Annotated in this window: 15 protein-coding genes; 2 read left to right on the top strand and 13 right to left on the bottom strand. The window is 69.8% G+C overall.

Annotation, left to right across the window (positions count from 1 at the left end):
- Positions 1–15 precede the first annotated feature (15 nt).
- The 8 genes from FPZ12_RS05490 to FPZ12_RS05455 form a co-directional block, all read right to left on the bottom strand.
- Positions 16–666 (bottom strand): TetR/AcrR family transcriptional regulator, encoded by a 651-nt coding sequence (locus tag FPZ12_RS05490; RefSeq protein ID WP_208025758.1) that lies wholly within the window; start codon positions 664–666, stop codon positions 16–18.
- Positions 667–774: 108 nt separating this feature from the next.
- Positions 775–987, bottom strand: coding sequence for a hypothetical protein (locus FPZ12_RS05485; protein WP_144746144.1), 213 nt, complete (start codon positions 985–987; stop codon positions 775–777).
- A gap of 91 nt (positions 988–1,078) precedes the next feature.
- A complete protein-coding gene (locus FPZ12_RS05480; protein WP_144746146.1) occupies positions 1,079–2,137 on the bottom strand; it encodes a phosphotriesterase family protein in 1,059 nt (352 codons plus the stop codon).
- A gap of 16 nt (positions 2,138–2,153) precedes the next feature.
- Complete coding sequence (locus tag FPZ12_RS05475) at positions 2,154–2,510, bottom strand: cupin domain-containing protein (protein ID WP_208025757.1); 357 nt, start codon at positions 2,508–2,510, stop codon at positions 2,154–2,156.
- 17 nt (positions 2,511–2,527) lie between these two features.
- A complete protein-coding gene (locus FPZ12_RS05470; RefSeq protein WP_144746148.1) occupies positions 2,528–3,739 on the bottom strand; it encodes a cytochrome P450 in 1,212 nt (403 codons plus the stop codon).
- 34 nt (positions 3,740–3,773) lie between these two features.
- A complete protein-coding gene (locus FPZ12_RS05465) occupies positions 3,774–5,246 on the bottom strand; it encodes an APC family permease (RefSeq protein WP_208025756.1) in 1,473 nt (490 codons plus the stop codon).
- A gap of 83 nt (positions 5,247–5,329) precedes the next feature.
- The gene (locus tag FPZ12_RS05460; protein ID WP_144746150.1) at positions 5,330–5,785 is read right to left on the bottom strand and encodes a flavodoxin domain-containing protein; all 456 of its coding nucleotides are present in this window, start codon (positions 5,783–5,785) and stop codon (positions 5,330–5,332) included.
- Positions 5,782–7,083 (bottom strand): NAD(P)-binding protein, encoded by a 1,302-nt coding sequence (locus tag FPZ12_RS05455; RefSeq protein ID WP_144746152.1) that lies wholly within the window; start codon positions 7,081–7,083, stop codon positions 5,782–5,784. The genes FPZ12_RS05460 and FPZ12_RS05455 overlap by 4 nt, the downstream gene beginning before the upstream one ends.
- A 210-nt stretch (positions 7,084–7,293) precedes the next feature.
- Between FPZ12_RS05455 and FPZ12_RS05450 the strand changes: the two genes are divergently transcribed.
- Complete coding sequence (locus FPZ12_RS05450; RefSeq protein WP_208025755.1) at positions 7,294–7,953, top strand: TetR/AcrR family transcriptional regulator; 660 nt, start codon at positions 7,294–7,296, stop codon at positions 7,951–7,953.
- 12 nt (positions 7,954–7,965) lie between these two features.
- Here the strand turns inward: FPZ12_RS05450 and FPZ12_RS05445 are convergent, their stop codons facing one another.
- The 5 genes from FPZ12_RS05445 to FPZ12_RS05425 are packed head-to-tail and all read right to left on the bottom strand — an operon-like array spanning position 7,966 to position 14,764.
- Complete coding sequence (locus FPZ12_RS05445; RefSeq protein WP_144746154.1) at positions 7,966–9,435, bottom strand: glutamine synthetase family protein; 1,470 nt, start codon at positions 9,433–9,435, stop codon at positions 7,966–7,968.
- Positions 9,435–10,730 (bottom strand): aromatic ring-hydroxylating oxygenase subunit alpha, encoded by a 1,296-nt coding sequence (locus tag FPZ12_RS05440; RefSeq protein ID WP_144746156.1) that lies wholly within the window; start codon positions 10,728–10,730, stop codon positions 9,435–9,437. The genes FPZ12_RS05445 and FPZ12_RS05440 overlap by 1 nt, the downstream gene beginning before the upstream one ends.
- Before the next feature lie 10 nt (positions 10,731–10,740).
- A complete protein-coding gene (locus FPZ12_RS05435) occupies positions 10,741–12,645 on the bottom strand; it encodes a primary-amine oxidase (RefSeq protein ID WP_144746158.1) in 1,905 nt (634 codons plus the stop codon).
- A complete protein-coding gene (locus tag FPZ12_RS05430) occupies positions 12,642–14,117 on the bottom strand; it encodes a gamma-glutamyltransferase (protein ID WP_144746160.1) in 1,476 nt (491 codons plus the stop codon). The genes FPZ12_RS05435 and FPZ12_RS05430 overlap by 4 nt, the downstream gene beginning before the upstream one ends.
- Positions 14,114–14,764 (bottom strand): cyclase family protein, encoded by a 651-nt coding sequence (locus FPZ12_RS05425; RefSeq protein WP_144746162.1) that lies wholly within the window; start codon positions 14,762–14,764, stop codon positions 14,114–14,116. Before FPZ12_RS05425 ends, FPZ12_RS05430 begins: the two co-directional genes overlap by 4 nt.
- A 90-nt stretch (positions 14,765–14,854) precedes the next feature.
- Between FPZ12_RS05425 and FPZ12_RS05420 the strand changes: the two genes are divergently transcribed.
- Entirely contained in the window at positions 14,855–15,547 is a 693-nt protein-coding gene (locus tag FPZ12_RS05420; protein WP_144746164.1) for a GntR family transcriptional regulator, read from the top strand.

The raw sequence follows: 15,547 nt of genomic DNA, 5'->3' as shown, positions 1-15,547 counted from the left end.
CGCGAAAACCGCGGCTCAGGTGTTCGCGTGGGCGGCGAAGAACTGCGTGAGCATGAAGGCGGCCTGGTCGATGATCAACGGGTCACCGTCTTCGTCGCTGGTGAAGGCGAACTGGAAGAGCCGTTCGATCGCGTGGAGGGCCACACTGACGTGCGCCTGCTCGAGTTCGGCGAACAGGGGTGCGTGCCGGCGGAACTCGCGCAGCAGGTGGCCGGCCCACTCGTCGATGCAGATCTCGTCGAGCGCGCGCATGCGCCCGGTCAGGTTCTGCCGCACCCACAGTTCCCGGATCAGCGGGGTGCGGTGCTCGTCGGTGTAGTAGCCGATGAGGATGTCGACGATCTCGGTCCAGTGCCGGCCAGGACGAGCACGCAGGACGCGTTCGAGTCCCTCCGTCGAGGCCTGTATCTGCCGGTAGCACAGCTCTTCGAGCACGCGTTCGGGCGACTCGAAGAACGCGTAGAAGGAACCCCGGCTGACGCCCGACTTCTCCAGCAACAGGGTGGGCGACCCCACCACGGCCTCGTAGCCGAGGTTCTCGACCAGCTCGGCCGCCGTCTCCAGCACCTGCGCCACCATCGCCCGCGACCGCTCCTGCACCGGCAGCTTCCGCAGGCCGCCCGCGAGCGGGTCACGCCGGCCCGCCGCGGTCGTCTGGCGCGACATCCGCCTCATCGGCCCCCCTGTTCTGAACCGCGCTGTCGCCGTAGACACGGTGCCGTAGCGCGGCTACCCTCACTATACCCGACTGTAGTCGCGTTCCTAAACCGAACTTCAGTCCGTTTCGTCACCGCCTGTCCCGCGCTCGACCGCAGGCGGTTTCCTTCTCGTCCCCCACGAAGAGGACGCGCAGCTCACCGGCACCGGCGGCTTCTCCATCATGGTGCTGATGACGCTGACCAGTGCGGCCATCATCGTCTTCTTCCGGCGGCGCCGGGATATCCGGGACTCGACCGGCTGGCACACTCTCGGCGCGCCGCTGCTCACTCGCCTCGGGTATGTCCACATCGGACGCCAGAAGTCGCGCGCATACAAAGGGCCCCTCGCCGGGTGGCGAGGGGCCCTGTCGTTTCCCTTGTTACGCCGCGGGTTCGACGATCGGCAGCACGGTCTGGGCGTTGCGGACCAGGATCTGCTGCAGCGCGTCGTCGCCGGCGCCCTTTCGCCGCAGCCACGGGACGATCACGCGATGGATGTAGCCGTAACCGCTGCCACCGAACTTCTGCCTGCTGGTCTTGAAGCAGATGTCGTGCGACAACAGCAGCCGGTCCGCGAGCCCCGCCTCGATGAGCGCGAGGATCGTGTTCACACGGAGCTCGTCGGACGGGTACACGAAATCGACCTCCGCCTCGTATCCGCTCGAGTACCCGAACAGGTCCAGCTCCACGTAGCAACCCAGCTCGGCGACGATGTCGAGGAACTCGGGGTCACGGGCGAACCCGTCGCAGTGCCCCATGATCACGCGGCTCATGTCGGCTCCGAGCCCGGCGATCCGCTTGCCGATCTCGCGCAGCGGGCCCGCCCCCGGCACGTAATAAGGGTTGTGGATGGACAGCGCGGCGCCGGTCTCCCGGTGCGCCCGCACGCTCGCCGCCAGTGAACGCTCCTCGAGCGGGTCGAGCGGCCACGACAACCCGACCTCACCGACGATTCCCGCGCGGATGCCGGTGCCCTCCATCCCGACGGTGATCTCGTGCACGATCTCCTCGGCCAGCTGGGTTTCGGTCATCGACCGCCGCTCCTCCGGCCAGCTTTCGGCCACGTAGTAGGCCGATCCCGCCACGATGTGCACGCCGGTCGCCTCGGAGACCTGCCGGAGACCAGCGGCGTTGCGGCCCATGCCGATCGGGGACAGGTTCACGAGCGTGCGCACCCCCAGCTCCGGCAGGACGCCGACCTCGTCGATGCCGTCCCGCTCGTCGCCCATGTGCAGGTTGCCCCGGTTGGCGACCGGGTTTTCGCGCCAGTGCCAGAGATTGTCCAGCCTCGGCACCGAATCGGGGTCGCTCTCGGCGCGCGGGTCGCCGCCGGGGTACCAGTACATTTCCACGTCGCCGAAGATGTGCTCGTGCGGCAGCGTGGCCCCCATGCCGGCGGGGTCGACGTCGCCGAGCACGGTGCGCAGTTTCGCGGTCATCGACACTCCTTTGTGGTCAGAACGCGGTGTAGAACTTGAAGACCGTTTCGTGGATTTCCCAGGTTCCCGACCAGTCGCGCGGGAACACCGCGCTGTCGCCCGCCTTGACCTCGCGCGGCTCGCCGCCGTCTTCGGTGACGGTCATCCGGCCCGAGATCACGGTGATGGACTCGTTGGTCTCGAAAAGCCACCGGGACGGCCCGGGCTCGCACTCCCAGAGCCCGGCTTCCACCACGCCTTCGCCGGTCCAGAGCTTCTTGCCCCATTGGCGCATCGGTTCGCCGGTCGCTTCGGCGAGCGGGCCCCAGTCCTCCAATTCGATGGCACGCGCGTCGGAGACGATCACGGTCGGCACAGGTTCGGTCGAGGTCATCTTGCGTCCTTTCTCGGTCAACGGTGCAGTCGCAGGGGAAGCTCGTAGTAGTGACGGGAGGCGTCGGTGTTCCTGAGGACGGGTTCGGCGGCCAGCTCGATGCGCGAGTACCGGGCGGCGATCCGCTCCCACACCACGCGGATCTCGGCCTCCGCGAGCAGCCGGCCCTGGCAGCCGTGGTTGCCGAAGCTGAAGGTCAGGTTCCGGCTCTGCTCCGGCGGCCGCGTGAAGTCGAACTCGTCCGGGTTGTCGAACACGTCCGGATCGTGGTTGGCGGCACCGGTCATCAGCCGCAGCGACCGGCCGGCCGGCACGTGGACACCGCGGATGACGAGGTCCTCGGTGGTGGTGCGGGTGATGACCGGTTCCGGCGCGTCATAGCGGGCGAGTTCGATGACCATGGCCTCCCGCACCCCGGGATCGGCGCGAAACCGCTCGAACAGCTCGGGCCGGCGGGTGAACAGGTGCAGCCCCGAGGCCATCAGGTAGCCGGCGTCCATATGCCCGACGACGTAGAAGAAGAGCGTGGTCATCAGCACTTCCGACGCGCTCATCTCGCCGCGGTCCTGTGCGGCCAGCAAGGAGTCCAGCAGCCCGTCGCCGGGATTCGCGCGCTTGTAGTCGAGCAGGGCTGCCGAGCCGCGAAGCATTTCCCGCATCGCCAGCTCGGCGTCGGCGTGGTCCTCGGGAGTGGGGCGCGCGCTGAGGATCAGCATCGCCCGCCGCATCGTCGCCCGTACTTCTTCGACGCCGTCCGCCTCGACCTGCATGACCTCGCAGACCACGCGGTGCGCCACCTCCACCGCGAGCGCGGAACCGTCGACGAGCCCGTCCGGGCCGATCCGGTCCAGGACGCGGTCGGCGATGTCCGCCGTCACGGCGGCCCACTCCCGCACGCGCTTGGGGGTGAACCACTTGTTCGTCTGGCGGCGCAGGCGCGTGTGCGCGGGTTCGTCGTTGCCCAGCGCCATGTCCCGCAACACCCGCCAGGCACCCGCCTTCTCCCACTCGGGCGCGATCCGCACCGAGGGCAGGCGGCCGTAGTGCATGAGGTCCTCGTACTTGGTCAGTACGTAGCTGCCGTCGAAGTCGTCCCGCAGCACGGGCGCTTCGGCGAGCGCCCTGGCGTAGAAGGGATAGGGGTCGGCCCGGAACCGCGGATCGGTCCAAGGCAGGTACTCGGTGGCCTCGGGACAGTCCGTCGTGGCACCGTGGGTAAGCGCTTCCATCTCGGTTTTCCTTTCCTGTGGCCCAAAACAATCCCTAGTCGGACGCGCGGCCGAGGCCCGCGTAGACCCGCGGCCGGGCGGAGCGGAGGTAGAGCGCGAATCCCGCGCCCACGAGTGCGGAGACGGCGAGCACGGTGAGCAGCACGAGGTTCTGTCCCGGCGCGCCGCCGACCACCAGATCGAAGTGCCAGACGGCGAGCACCACGGTCGCCCCGAGTGCCACGGTCGCGACGGCCGGCGCGACGAAGCATTTGAACCTGTTGTCCCCGGGCCGGATTCCCTTGCGGGCGAACCAGACGATCACCGAGACGCTGACCGAGGCCATGAGGACCAGGATTCCCACGGTGGCGAGACCGAACAGCTGGGCATCCAGCCCCTCGCCCGACGGGTTGGCGAGCCCCAGCGGCAGCAGGATCAGCGCGATGACGACCGCGGCGACCGTCGAGGCGCGGGCCGGCGACCCGTGCCGCGGGTGCACCTGGGCGACGAAGGTGGGCAGCGCCCGGTCGCAGCCGAGGTTGTAGACGTAGCGCGCGACCACGTTGTGCACCGAGATCGCGGCGGCGAACTCCGACGTGATGATCATCATGAACGTCAGCTGGGTGAAGAACGGCGCCACGAACTGCCCGATGGCGGCAGGGAACATCATTTTGGGATCGTTCGTCGCCGCGTCGACCGCGCCCGAGCCGTACGCGGTGGTGAGCAGGTAACACGAAACCGTGTACAGGGTTCCGACGAAGAGCACGGCACCGTAGGTCGCCCTCGGCACCGTCTTGTTCGGACTCCGGACCTCGTCGCGGAACACCGCGGTCGCCTCGAACCCGAGGAAGACCATGATCGCGAAGAGCATGGTGACCCCGACGTCCCCGTCACCGAGCGCGGCCGGGTTCAGCGGCGTGGCCGAGAAGCCGTCCGGGCCGCCACCGTGCAGTACGACGGCCACGTTGAAGATCATCGCGATCGTCACCTCGAGCACCATGGCGACGCTGAGCACCTTCGCGGACACCTCGATGTGGAAATAGCAGAGAACGCTGACGAGCACCCACGAGATGACGCCCCACAGCCACCACGGCGTCTCCGGCCCGTGCATGCTCGAAATGAGTTCCGACGCGGTGAGCCCGATGAACACGAAACAACCGCCGAGCATCAGCAGATAGGAAACGACGGCGAGAAAGGCGGAGCCCAGTCCGGTCACCTTTCCCACGCCGGCGCTGATGAAGGCGTAGAACGACCCCGGTTTCGGGATCCGTTTCGCCATGGTCACGTACCCGACGGCGAACAACAGCAACAGCACCGTCGTCAGAATGAACGCGAAGGTGGCCCCTTGACCGCCATAGGTGATGGTGAAGGGAATGAACCCGGCGACAACGGCGATCGGGGCGGAAAAGGCCAGCACGGTCAGCATCAGCGAGCCGACGCCCATGCGGCCCGAGAGCCTGTGCCGGGGCTCGCCGTCTCCGGCGACGGCGACATCCGGCGGGTTGACGAAGGGGGTGGTTTCACTCATGGTGGTGCCTCCGGAACGGGGTGAGTGCTCGGACATTCTGGATTCCGTGCGCCCCCCGCGCACGTCGTGTTCTCCGCGGCCGGTCAGGCCGGCGCGACCGGCGCGAAAACCGTGCCGGCCCAGTCGATCGCGACATCGGACGGGTTCAGCCCGCTGTCCGCGTCGTGGTAGCCGGTGGCGCCGATCTGCGTGGCACCGAGCGCGGTGAACTTCGCGATCAAGGTGGCGACTCCGTTGTTGTACGTGTCGTAGGTGCTGTCCCCCAGCCCGAACGCCGCGAACCGCAGAGCGGAAAGGTCCGGTTCGCTTCGTTCGAGCGCTTCGAAGAAGGGCGCCGCGGATTCGGGCAGTTCGCCCTCTCCGTAGGTCGAGACGACGAGGAGAACCACGTCCTCACCGGTGAGCTCGTCCACCGCGCAGTCCTCCATGCTGGTGACGCCGGTTTCGATCCCGTGCTCCGCCAGTGCGGCGGCGACGTCTTCAGCCACCATTTCGGCGTTTCCCGTCTCGGTGCCGAAAAGGATACTGAGCTTGTTCACGCGAGTTCCTTTCTTTCGTGCTCGTCCAGCCCCGTGGCGACGGCCAGCATGTGCCCGAGGTCGGTGATCTTCCGGCGGCACCGGCCCGGCAGCGCCGAACGGTGTTCCGCGGCCTCGATCCGTTGCCACGCTTCGAAACCGACCATTCGATCGGCGAGCGGGCCCGCCACCGCACGGAATCCGTCCTTCGCCGGCCTGATCCGGCCGGCGGCGACATCGTCGGCGATGCGCCGGGCGACCTGCTGCGCGTCCTTGCGGTTGCGGGCGATCGTGCCCTGCGCTCCCCTGCTGAACCAGCCCACGCGATAGACGTGGTCGCCGGACCAGTCGTGCCGCGGGGCGGTTTCGTCCTCCGCGCCGCCGTGGGTGAAGCCGATCGCGGTGACGACGGTGTCCGCGACGAACTCTTGCCGGGCCGCGTTCCGGTCTCGCGCAGTGAGCACGGTGCGGCCTTCCCGGCTGGTGATCCGTTCAGGTTCCAGTCCGAAGTGGAACGTCACCCTCGTGCGGCCACCCTCGCCCCGTGGTGTGCTCACGAACGGGCGCAGCACGTCCACCACGGGGCCCTCGTCCCGTTCGTCCATTCCGGACACCGTGATGCCGATGCCGGGCAGACTCACCAGCTCACGGAGCATCGCGGCGTCGCATTTCGACCGCGGCGCCCCGGATCTCGCGAGCGCGGCGATGGTGCTCGGCGGCGCGGGACGCAGCCGCCGGAGCATTTCGTCGTCGATGTCGGTCCCCGCGAAGTCCCCGGTGTCCTTGGCCAGCAACCGGAGCACGTCGACGGCGACGTTGCCCATGCCGACCACCACCACGTCCGGCCCCAGTGGCGCGCAAGGACGGATCCGGTCGCGGGGAAAGCCGTTCAGGGCACGCAGCAGAGTCCCCGCGCCGACCACTTGTGCGCGTGGATCCCGCGGCACGTCGAGCTCGCGGTCACCCGGAAGCCCGGTCGCCAGCACCACGACGTCGAAATTCGCGGCGATACGGGCGAATTCGACATCCCGGCCCACCGTCACGTTGCCCACGAACCGCACGCCGTCACGGGTGAACAGCCGGTCGAACTGCCGGGCCACGCCTTTGGTGCCCTGATGGTCGGCGGCCACGCCGTAACGGACGAGCCCGTAGGGCGCGGGCAGTGACTCGAAGACGGTGATCTCCGCGCCCGGCAGGCTTTTGGCCAGGAACTGACCGGTGTAGCACCCGGCGGGACCGCTGCCGACGATGGCGACGGTCAGTGCTCTCGCGGTGCCGGGGGTTTCGGTGGACTCGTGTGGGGGTTGTGTTCCGATCATGCCGCCACCCTTGTCATGCGTGGAATCTGACTTGAATCGGGATTTGAGACGCGACCGGAGTCGCGATTTGGGTAGGTTAATACACGGCTCATCGCGTGTCCACCGCCCCAGCGGACGACGCGGCCCGGCACCCGCTCGTGCGACGCGTGGGTAAACTCCGGCAAATCGGGGATGCCGGCCGGTCGACGGCCGGGGAGAGAAGGAGCGCCGGTGCCACGGTCCAGGTCTCGGACGGCCGACCTCGTCTGGCACGAACGAGTCGACGGCGGCCTGCGCAAACAGCCTGTTCAAGAGCGTTCGCGGGCGGTCGTGGAGCAGATACTCGAGACAGCCGCCGGGCTCGTGGAGGACGTCGGTTTCGAAGCGATCGTCGGTTCGCCGACCCTGCTGCTGGAGAAGGCGGGCGTCAGCCGCGGCTCGTTCTACACCTTCTTCGAATCACCCGAGCACGTGCTCGACGAGCTTTGTTACCGGCAGATGAAGAATTCCACGGAGACGTTCCAGCAGGCGCTCGACGCCCGCCGGGGGCGGCGGTGGAACGAGGTCGTCGACGTCCTGGTCGACTACTACGCCGACGAACACCGCACGCCCCTGGTGCGTGAGCTCTGGGTGCGGCAGAACCTCACCCAGCGTGTCCGCACCCTCGACGAGCTCTGCATCGAAGACTGGGCCGGCCGCGTACTCGCCCAGTTCCAGCGGCACGCCCCGAAGTTCGACGGACTGACCCGGCTGCACTGCAGCGTCGCCCTCCACGCACTCGAACGGCTGGCCCAATACGCCTTCACCGACGACGAAGACGGCGACCCCACCGTCCTCGCCCAGGCGCGGCTGATGCTCACCCAGTTCTTCGCCGCGCACGCGGGAAAGTAGCCACCCGGTCCATCAGAGAAATCCGAAGTACTCCCGCTGCTCCCACTCCGACACCTCGTTCAGATAGCGCTGCCACTCGGACCGTTTCAGCGTCACGTACCAGTCGATCACCTCGCGGCCGAAGGCGTCGGCGAACAGTGGGTCAGCGTCGAGGGCGTCGAGGGCGGCGGCGAGACTCGCGGGGAGCCGCTGGGCTTCGCCGTCGTACGGAGTCGTGGTCGGCGGGCCTGGTTCGGCTGCCGACCCGATGCCGTCCAGCCCGGCGGCGAGTTGCGAGGCGAGGTACAGGTACGGGTTCGCGGCAGGCTCGCCTGACCGGTTCTCCAGCCGTGTCGCCGGATCGCCGTGGCCGCCGACCGCGCGGACCATCGCGCCCTTGTTGTCCGCGCCCCACACGATCCGGTCCGGTGCCAGCGAGTAGGGCTGGTATCGCTTGTACCCGTTGACGGTGGGCGTCGCGAAGGCCGCCGCGGCGGCGGCGTGCCGGAGCAGGCCGCCCAGGTAGTGCCGACCGGTGTCCGACAACGGCTTTCCCGGCTCCTCCGGCGTGAACGCGTTGACGCCGCTCCCCACGTCCACCAGCGACTGGTGCAGATGCCAGCCGGCCGAAGCGCTGGCCGCGCCGAGCGGACGGCTCATGAACGTCGCGTGGTAGCCGTGCCTGCGGCAGACCTGGCGGATCGCGCTGCGGCACAGCACGACCGCGTCCGCGGCGGCGAGACCGGTCAGCGGGGCGAGGGTGACCTCCAGCTGGTTCGGCCCGAACTCCAGCTCGATCGAACGCAACGGCAGGTCCAGTCCGGTCAGCGCGTCCTGCAGCAGCTGCACGACCTCGTCGACCGAGTCCAGTTCCTCCTCGTGCAGCAGTTGCCCGCCGCCGGTCGTGGCCGCGCCGTCCGCGTGGAACACGTGGAACTCGAGCTCCACACCGATTTTCGCCGCGTAGCCGAGCCCGGCGAGTCCACCGAGCACCCGGCCGCAAATGTCCCTTGTGGACACCGGAACCGGGTCACCGCCGGGGAACCGCAGATCGCACAACAACCAGCCTGTGCGCGGCGCCCACGGCAGGACACGGAACGTCGAGGGATCCGGCACGAGCACGACGTCCCCCGCGAAGGCCAGCCCGTCGATCCCGAGCCCCGCCCCCGGGGTGAACACCGGGAACACGGACTTGCCGGAAGTGTCCTTGAGCAGCAACGAGGATGGCGCCGTGCAGCCGTTCCGCAGGGCCGCGGCGAGCGCGTCGCGGGTCAACGTCTTGCCCCGCAGCACACCGTGCTGGTCGCAGAAGGACAGTCGCACCAACTCGATGCCCTGCTCGTCCATGACCCGGCGCAGCTGCGCGGCCGCGGCGTACTGCTCGTCGCTCCAAAGCCCGTGCCGCTCGACGAACCCGCCGCGATCCGCCGCCAGCATCGGGCGGGCCGCCGCGCCGCCACCGCCGCCGGACTTCGGGCGCTCGTCGACCGATCGCGTCGTCATCACGCCTGCCCGGCCCACGGGGATTCCGTGCGGCGCTTGGCTTCGGCTTCGCGCCAGTGTTCCTGCCAGTTCGCGGCGGGGGCAGTGGTGTCCACGGCCAGTGGACCGCGCAGCCCGCTCCCCCGCCCTGGCAACGGCCTGCCGGAGGCGTGCGCCGCGATCGAACGCAGCAGCAGCCGCCGGTTCGCGGTCACCGCCCGGTCGGACACCCCGAGCCGCTCGACGGTGCGGTCCTGAACGCGGCCCATGCTCTCGACGGCCCACTGGTCGTGCACGTTGATGTCCAGCCCCATTCCGGTGTAGGTGGCCGATCGCTGTTCGGCGGGGTCGAAGCCCCAGTCGTTGTCCCGGTTGCGGACCGGTCGGTAGTCCGGCAGCGTCACCCCGGGAAGGCGCTGGCGCAGCAGGGTTTCCTGGTCGGTGGGCGCGCGGAAGTCGTAGAGGATCATGAACCAGTGGTGGTTCTCGTCGTCGACCGGGACGTGCCACTGGCAGAACGCCCGGTCATTGCCGAACGGGACGACGAAGGCGTTGGGGAACAAGAGGTTGGTCACGCGCACGTGGTTGAGGGTTTCGGTCAGCGTCCGCACCGCGAACACCCGCAGCCCGTGCTCGGCCGGCTCCACCTCGATGTCCGGGCGGTAGCTGCGGCCGACGAGGCTGGACAAGGTCTCCCCGGTGCCGGCCACCTCCTCGGCGAACTGCTGCCCATAGGTCTCCCGCGGGTCCTCGTCGAGGAAGCGGTGCAGGAACGACACGTGGCTCGGGTCGATGCCACCCTCCACGCCCTGCAGCCAGTTGCACTCCCACAAGCCCTTGAACGCGAAGGTGTACTCCTCCGGGGCGAGAAAGCAGTCATAGGCGGGAAATTCCGGCGGGGTACCGCCGCCGAGGTAGGCGAACACGATGCCGTTGCGCTCCTCGCACGGGTACGCCGCGATGCGGACCTTCTCGTGGAACCGGCTGTGCTCGGGTTCCGCGGGCTGTTCGAGACAGCGGCCGTCGGAGCCGTAGAGCCAGCCGTGGTAGAGACAGCGCAGCCCGCCGTCCTCCAGCCTGCCGAACGACAGGTCCACGCCGCGGTGCGCGCAGAACCGGCTGACCAGCGCCCAGCCACCACTGTCCTTTTTGTACAGGACGAGGTCCTCACCCAGCAGGCGCAGCGCCTTCACCGGCCGGTCCGGCGGCATCTCGGAGACCAGCGCGGCCGGCTGCCAGTAGGCGCGCAGCAGCCCGCCCGCCGGCGTGCCCGGGCCGGTGCGGGTCACCAGTTCGTTGTCCTCGCGGGAAAGCACGGGATCTCCTTCAGTGGCAGTGATCGGTCTCGGCGTGACAGCTGACCGGTGGCGGGACGTCGAGCGCGGGGTTGCGGTCGAAGAAGCCGTCCGGTTCGAGCCGCAGGCGTGCCTTCGCGACCGGCATCACCGGCCAGTCCTCGGGCCGCGGGAAGTGATGCGACCCGACGGTGGCCCACAGCACCATTTCCGTCCCGTCCAGCGAGCGGTCCTCCCGCTGCCACACCTGCACACCGTCGGATCCGGGCTCGGCCTGGTTCGGGTACTCGCCACCGACGAAGCGGCGAGCCGGGTCGTATTCCGTGGCCCACAAGGCTTTGCCGACGAACGGCGCGCGTCGCGCGCACACGCTGTCCTCGCGCACCGGCAGCCGCGCGGTGCTGTCGACGAAAAGCCGGTACGCGGTCGGCTCGCCCATCCGGTTCGTGCGGTCGGCGCTCTCCACGCGCCAGTGCAGCGCGCGGGCCGGGTCGGTGCCCAGCGCGGCTTCGCTCTCCCGCAGAATCGAGCGGACGCCGGTGCGGACGGCGTTGCCGTACGGGTCGAGCGCAGGATCCTCCTCCGGTGTCACGAAAACTTCCGACAACCGGGTGCGGGGCCCGTCGACGGCCATGTCCAGCCGCACCGAGAAGTAGTGCTGGTGGTTGGTGACGGCCACGTTGGGCGCGACCTTGCGCGCGTAGGGCGGGTCCTCGCCGTCGGCGATCCCGGTGGCCGAGAGGATGCCGGTCATCTTGATCTCCAGCTCGAGCGAGCCGTCCTGGTGCAGCGACCAGTAGAACCCGTAGTCGTAGTTGGCGACGGTGACGGAGCTGGACACGATCAGTTTCCGGGAACGGCGCACCTCGGTGGTGCCGCGGCGTCCGTCGTGGTGTTTCCAGAGGATGCCGTCGTCCTCCTCGTGCAGGCAGATCGCGTTCGGGATGACGCGGGGCTCCCCGTCGCCGCCGATCACCGCGGCGTCGAAGTAGTGGATGACGCCGAGGCAGTCGCAGCCGAGCTCGAGCGAGTTGGTCAGCGGCCCGCCGCCGTACTCGCCCCAGTCGAAGAAGTTCTTGCGGTACTGGGTGGCGCTGGTGTCGAAGTAGGGCACGTACATCTCGTTGACCGCGGCGCGGCGCACGACGGGCCTGCCCGAGAATGCCAGCTCGTGCAGCACCAAGCCTTCCCGGTGGGTGAAGCCGACCCGGAACGACCAGTTCTGCCACCGCACTTCGTTGCCCCGCACGGAAAAGCTCGGCCCGGCCTGCTGCACGACCTCGAGCGGCCGCAGCCCGGGACGTGGCTCGCGGGCGGTGGTGAAGTCCCCCGCCTCGGCCGCGAGCGGCGTCTCACCGTGGTCCTCGACGCGCAGCACCTCCATGCGCTCCATGTCGATGATCGGCACGACTCCCTGCACGGGACGCGCGTAGTGGTTGTCCCCGGGCGTGGTCTTGAGCCAGACACTGCCCCAGGTGAGCCGGCGGCCCGCATACTCGGGCGGCTCGAACCCGCCGATCGACTCCGGATCGATCATCACCAGCGACATGTCGGTGATTCCGCGCCGCGCCAGCACAGCGCGGAACTCCGGGTCCTCACGGCAGGCGGCAGCTGCGGTACGGGCTTCTTCCGAAGTCATACCGGGGTTTCGGGGGTCGAGCTCACGCCAGGCCGTGGCACGCGCGGATTCACCGAGCGTCACGTCGACCTCGAACGCCTGGTGGGCGTCCGGGTCGAGCACCACGACGCGGGCCAGGCGCCCGTCCGGGCCGCCGCGCGCGTGGTGCTCGTCGAGGGTCACACCCCAGAACCGGGCGCCGGGCCCGACTTTCCCGCTGTCGCGGACAGCCGCGACGGCGGCGGTCAGCTCTGCCGGGGTCAGCGGGTCGAGCGGATGCGGCGGGGCCTCGGTGCCCAGTGGCGCCAGGGTGCTCACGATCGGTCCTCCTCGTGGCTGCCGAGCACGACGGCGGCGCCGTCGGCACGGGGATCGGACGCGGCGTCGAGCCGCGGGCCCGCCAGGCGGGCGATCTGGACGTGCCCGGCCTCGTCCACCGGTCCGCCGGTGCGGACGACGGGGATGCCGGCCGGTACCTCGGGCCGGGCACCTGGCTCGGCGACGACGGTTTCGTGCTCGTGGCCGAGATCTCGCGCGCCGACGACCCAGCGTGGGCGTGCCAGCACGGACGCCGGGGCCGTGCCCGCGTCGAGCAAGGCGGGCACGGTCTGGGCGAGGATCTGCGGCTGTGCGCGACCGCCCTGGCATCCGGCCGCGAGGAGGATCCCGGTGGAGCGCCCGAGCACCGGGCACAGCGTGTGCGGCGGGCGGCGGCCAGGGCCGAACTCGGCGGGATGTCCGGGTTCGAGGCTGAACGCCGAGGCCCGGTTGTGCAGGACGATCCCGGTCTCCGGTTCGAGCAGCCCGGAGCCGAACGACTGGTAGACGCTCTGGATCAGGGACACCGCGAGCCCGTCGCGACCGACCGCGGTCACGGCCACGGTGTCCCCGGCCGTCCGGACGGCGGACGTGGTCGGCGCGGGGATTTCGGCGCGCAGCAACGCTTCCACGTCGACGGGACCGGCGTGCGGGTCGCCGAGCAGGCGGTCCCTGGTGGCGGCGGCGCGACGACACAGCTCGACCAACTCGGTCTCCGCCATCCCGGCCAGCACGGCGAGCAGCACCACGCCCTGGCTCGGGGGCGGCGCCGCGTACCAGCGGCCCGCCGGGAGATCGAGCACGAGCGGGTCCGCCGTCTCCGCCCGATGCGCGGAGAAGTCCGATGTGGACAGTGTACTTCCGCCGTGCCGCAGGAAATCCGTGAGCTGCTGGGCGAGGTACCCGCGGTAGAACGCGGACGGGTCGTCGGCGAGCGCGTCGAGGGTGGCGGCCAGTCGTGGCTGGTGCATTCGCGTGCGCGGCGTGCCGTCCGTCGTGAGCAGCTCGCGCAGGCCCGGATCGGCCAGCACGGCGTCCCGCCGGGAGGTGATCGCGTGCGCCAGTCCCGGCGACACGGCGACGCCCCCTCGCGCGAGTGCGGCCGCGTGCCGCAACGGAGGTGCCAACGTCAGCCGCCCGTACGACGCGAGTGCCTGCCACCCCGCGACTACTCCGGGCACCGTAACGCTTTCCGCGCCCTGGCCCGGCATTCGCGAATACCGTGCGCGGACCGCGTCGGCGTCTGCGGTCGCCGCGGCCGCGCCGATCGACAGCACCGAGCGCACGGTGGCGTCCGGCCGGTGCACCAGCGCGACGAGATCACCGCCGAGGGAGCACTGGTGCGGGTACACGACGGTCAGCGCCGCCGCCGCCGCGAGCGCCGCGTCCACCGCGTTGCCCCCTGCCGCGACGGCGAGTTCCGCGGCCCGCACCGCTTCGGTGTGCGGCGCCGCGATGGCGACCTCGTTCACGAGTCCGCCGGGAACAACAGCGTCGGCGCGGGCGCGGCTTCGGCGCCCTGCAGCGGGATAGGCTGGGTGAGCTGCCAGTAGCGGCCGGGCTCGACGGTGAGCAGGTCGGCCACTTCGAGGATGAGCACGCCGGCCTCGCACAGCAGCTGGTGGGTCTCCCAGTTCGTCGTGTGGTCGGTGTCCTCGATGGACAGGTAGTCGATGCCCGCCATCCGCACCCCCGCCTCGATCAGCAGGGCCGCCCCGTCCGGCGCCAGCCCGACCCAGTGCGGGCTCTTCCACGGCGAGCGCAGGACCGTCGCGGAGTTCGAGGTCTTGAGCAGTACCCTGCCTTCGTCACCCAGCCCGGCCCGTTCCAGGTCGGCGGCGGTGATCGCGTGCGGTACGCCGGTCAGGTCCAGCACGCGCGCCGGGCCCATCAGCGCGGAGGACTCCACCTGGTCCACCGTTTTCCCGCCGTCCACGAAATGGCCGGGAGCGTCGATGTGCGTGCCGGTGTGGGCGCCGATCCGCCAGCGGCTCACGTTGGAGGGCTGCCCGGCCGAACGGGACTCGACGACCTCGATCTCGGGGCGCCGTCCCCAGTGCAGCATTCCCGGGTGGATCGGCAACGAGATGTCGATGGCCTTCTCAGGATCGAGGTACACGGGCTATCCTCCTGATTGGATACGAACTGACACATTTTGGATCCAGCAAGCGCTGGGGCCGCCGAACACGGAAGGGCTGGTCGCGTTCAGATGCCGTCCCCCGAGTCCGATGAATCCCTCGTCGACGAGATCGCCGCCAGCATCCGCGCGCGGATCATGAGCGGCGAGTTCGCGATCGGGGCGCCGTTGCGGCAGGCCTCGCTCGCGGAAGAGTTCGGCGTCAGCCGCACCCCGGTACGGGAAGCGTTGCGGCAGCTGCAGAACGGCGGGCTCATCGAGGTGCTGCCCAACCGGGGCGCGGTCATCCGCGTACCGACGCCGTGGGAAGTGCGTGAGGCCTACGAGGTGCGCGCGGAGCTGGAGGGCATGGCCGCGCGGCGCGCCGCCGGCCGCATCAGCCGCAGCCAGCTGGGCACCCTCACCGACGCGAACTCCGTGCTCCGCGCGGCACTGGCCGGCACGACGGGCGAAAGCTCGCCGGAAACCCAGGCGGCCAACGACTCGTTCCACACCGTCATCTCCGAAGCCGCGGGCAACGGGTGGCTGACGTCGATGGTCTCGCGTATCAACGAAAGCTTCCCCCGCAACGTTTCCTCGCTCGTGCTCGCCGGCAGCGAACGGCACCGCCACGAGAACGTGGCCCAGCACGACGAGATCATCGCGGCGCTGGACGCCGGCGACGCCGCTCGCGCGCGGGAGGCGATGCACACGCACATCATCTCGTCCGGCGAGCACCTCGCGGCCTGGTACGAACGCCGGTCCCGCACCGTGTTCCGCCCCTGA

Source organism: Amycolatopsis acidicola, from assembly GCF_007713735.2.
GTDB classification, from domain to species: Bacteria; Actinomycetota; Actinomycetes; order Mycobacteriales; family Pseudonocardiaceae; genus Amycolatopsis_E; species Amycolatopsis_E acidicola.
This window is presented reverse-complemented; position numbering and strand designations above follow the sequence as displayed.

Excerpts from the sequence above, each read along its gene's own strand:
- FPZ12_RS05490 (WP_208025758.1), bottom strand. The coding sequence starts at position 666 with ATGTCGCGCCAGACGACCGCGGCGGGCCGGCGTGACCCGCTCGCGGGC.
- FPZ12_RS05480 (WP_144746146.1), bottom strand. The coding sequence starts at position 2,137 with ATGACCGCGAAACTGCGCACCGTGCTCGGCGACGTCGACCCCGCCGGC.
- FPZ12_RS05475 (WP_208025757.1), bottom strand. The coding sequence starts at position 2,510 with ATGACCTCGACCGAACCTGTGCCGACCGTGATCGTCTCCGACGCGCGT.
- FPZ12_RS05470 (WP_144746148.1), bottom strand. The coding sequence starts at position 3,739 with ATGGAAGCGCTTACCCACGGTGCCACGACGGACTGTCCCGAGGCCACC.
- FPZ12_RS05465 (WP_208025756.1), bottom strand. The coding sequence starts at position 5,246 with ATGAGTGAAACCACCCCCTTCGTCAACCCGCCGGATGTCGCCGTCGCC.
- FPZ12_RS05455 (WP_144746152.1), bottom strand. The coding sequence starts at position 7,083 with ATGATCGGAACACAACCCCCACACGAGTCCACCGAAACCCCCGGCACC.
- FPZ12_RS05445 (WP_144746154.1), bottom strand. The coding sequence starts at position 9,435 with ATGACGACGCGATCGGTCGACGAGCGCCCGAAGTCCGGCGGCGGTGGC.
- FPZ12_RS05420 (WP_144746164.1), top strand. The coding sequence starts at position 14,855 with ATGCCGTCCCCCGAGTCCGATGAATCCCTCGTCGACGAGATCGCCGCC.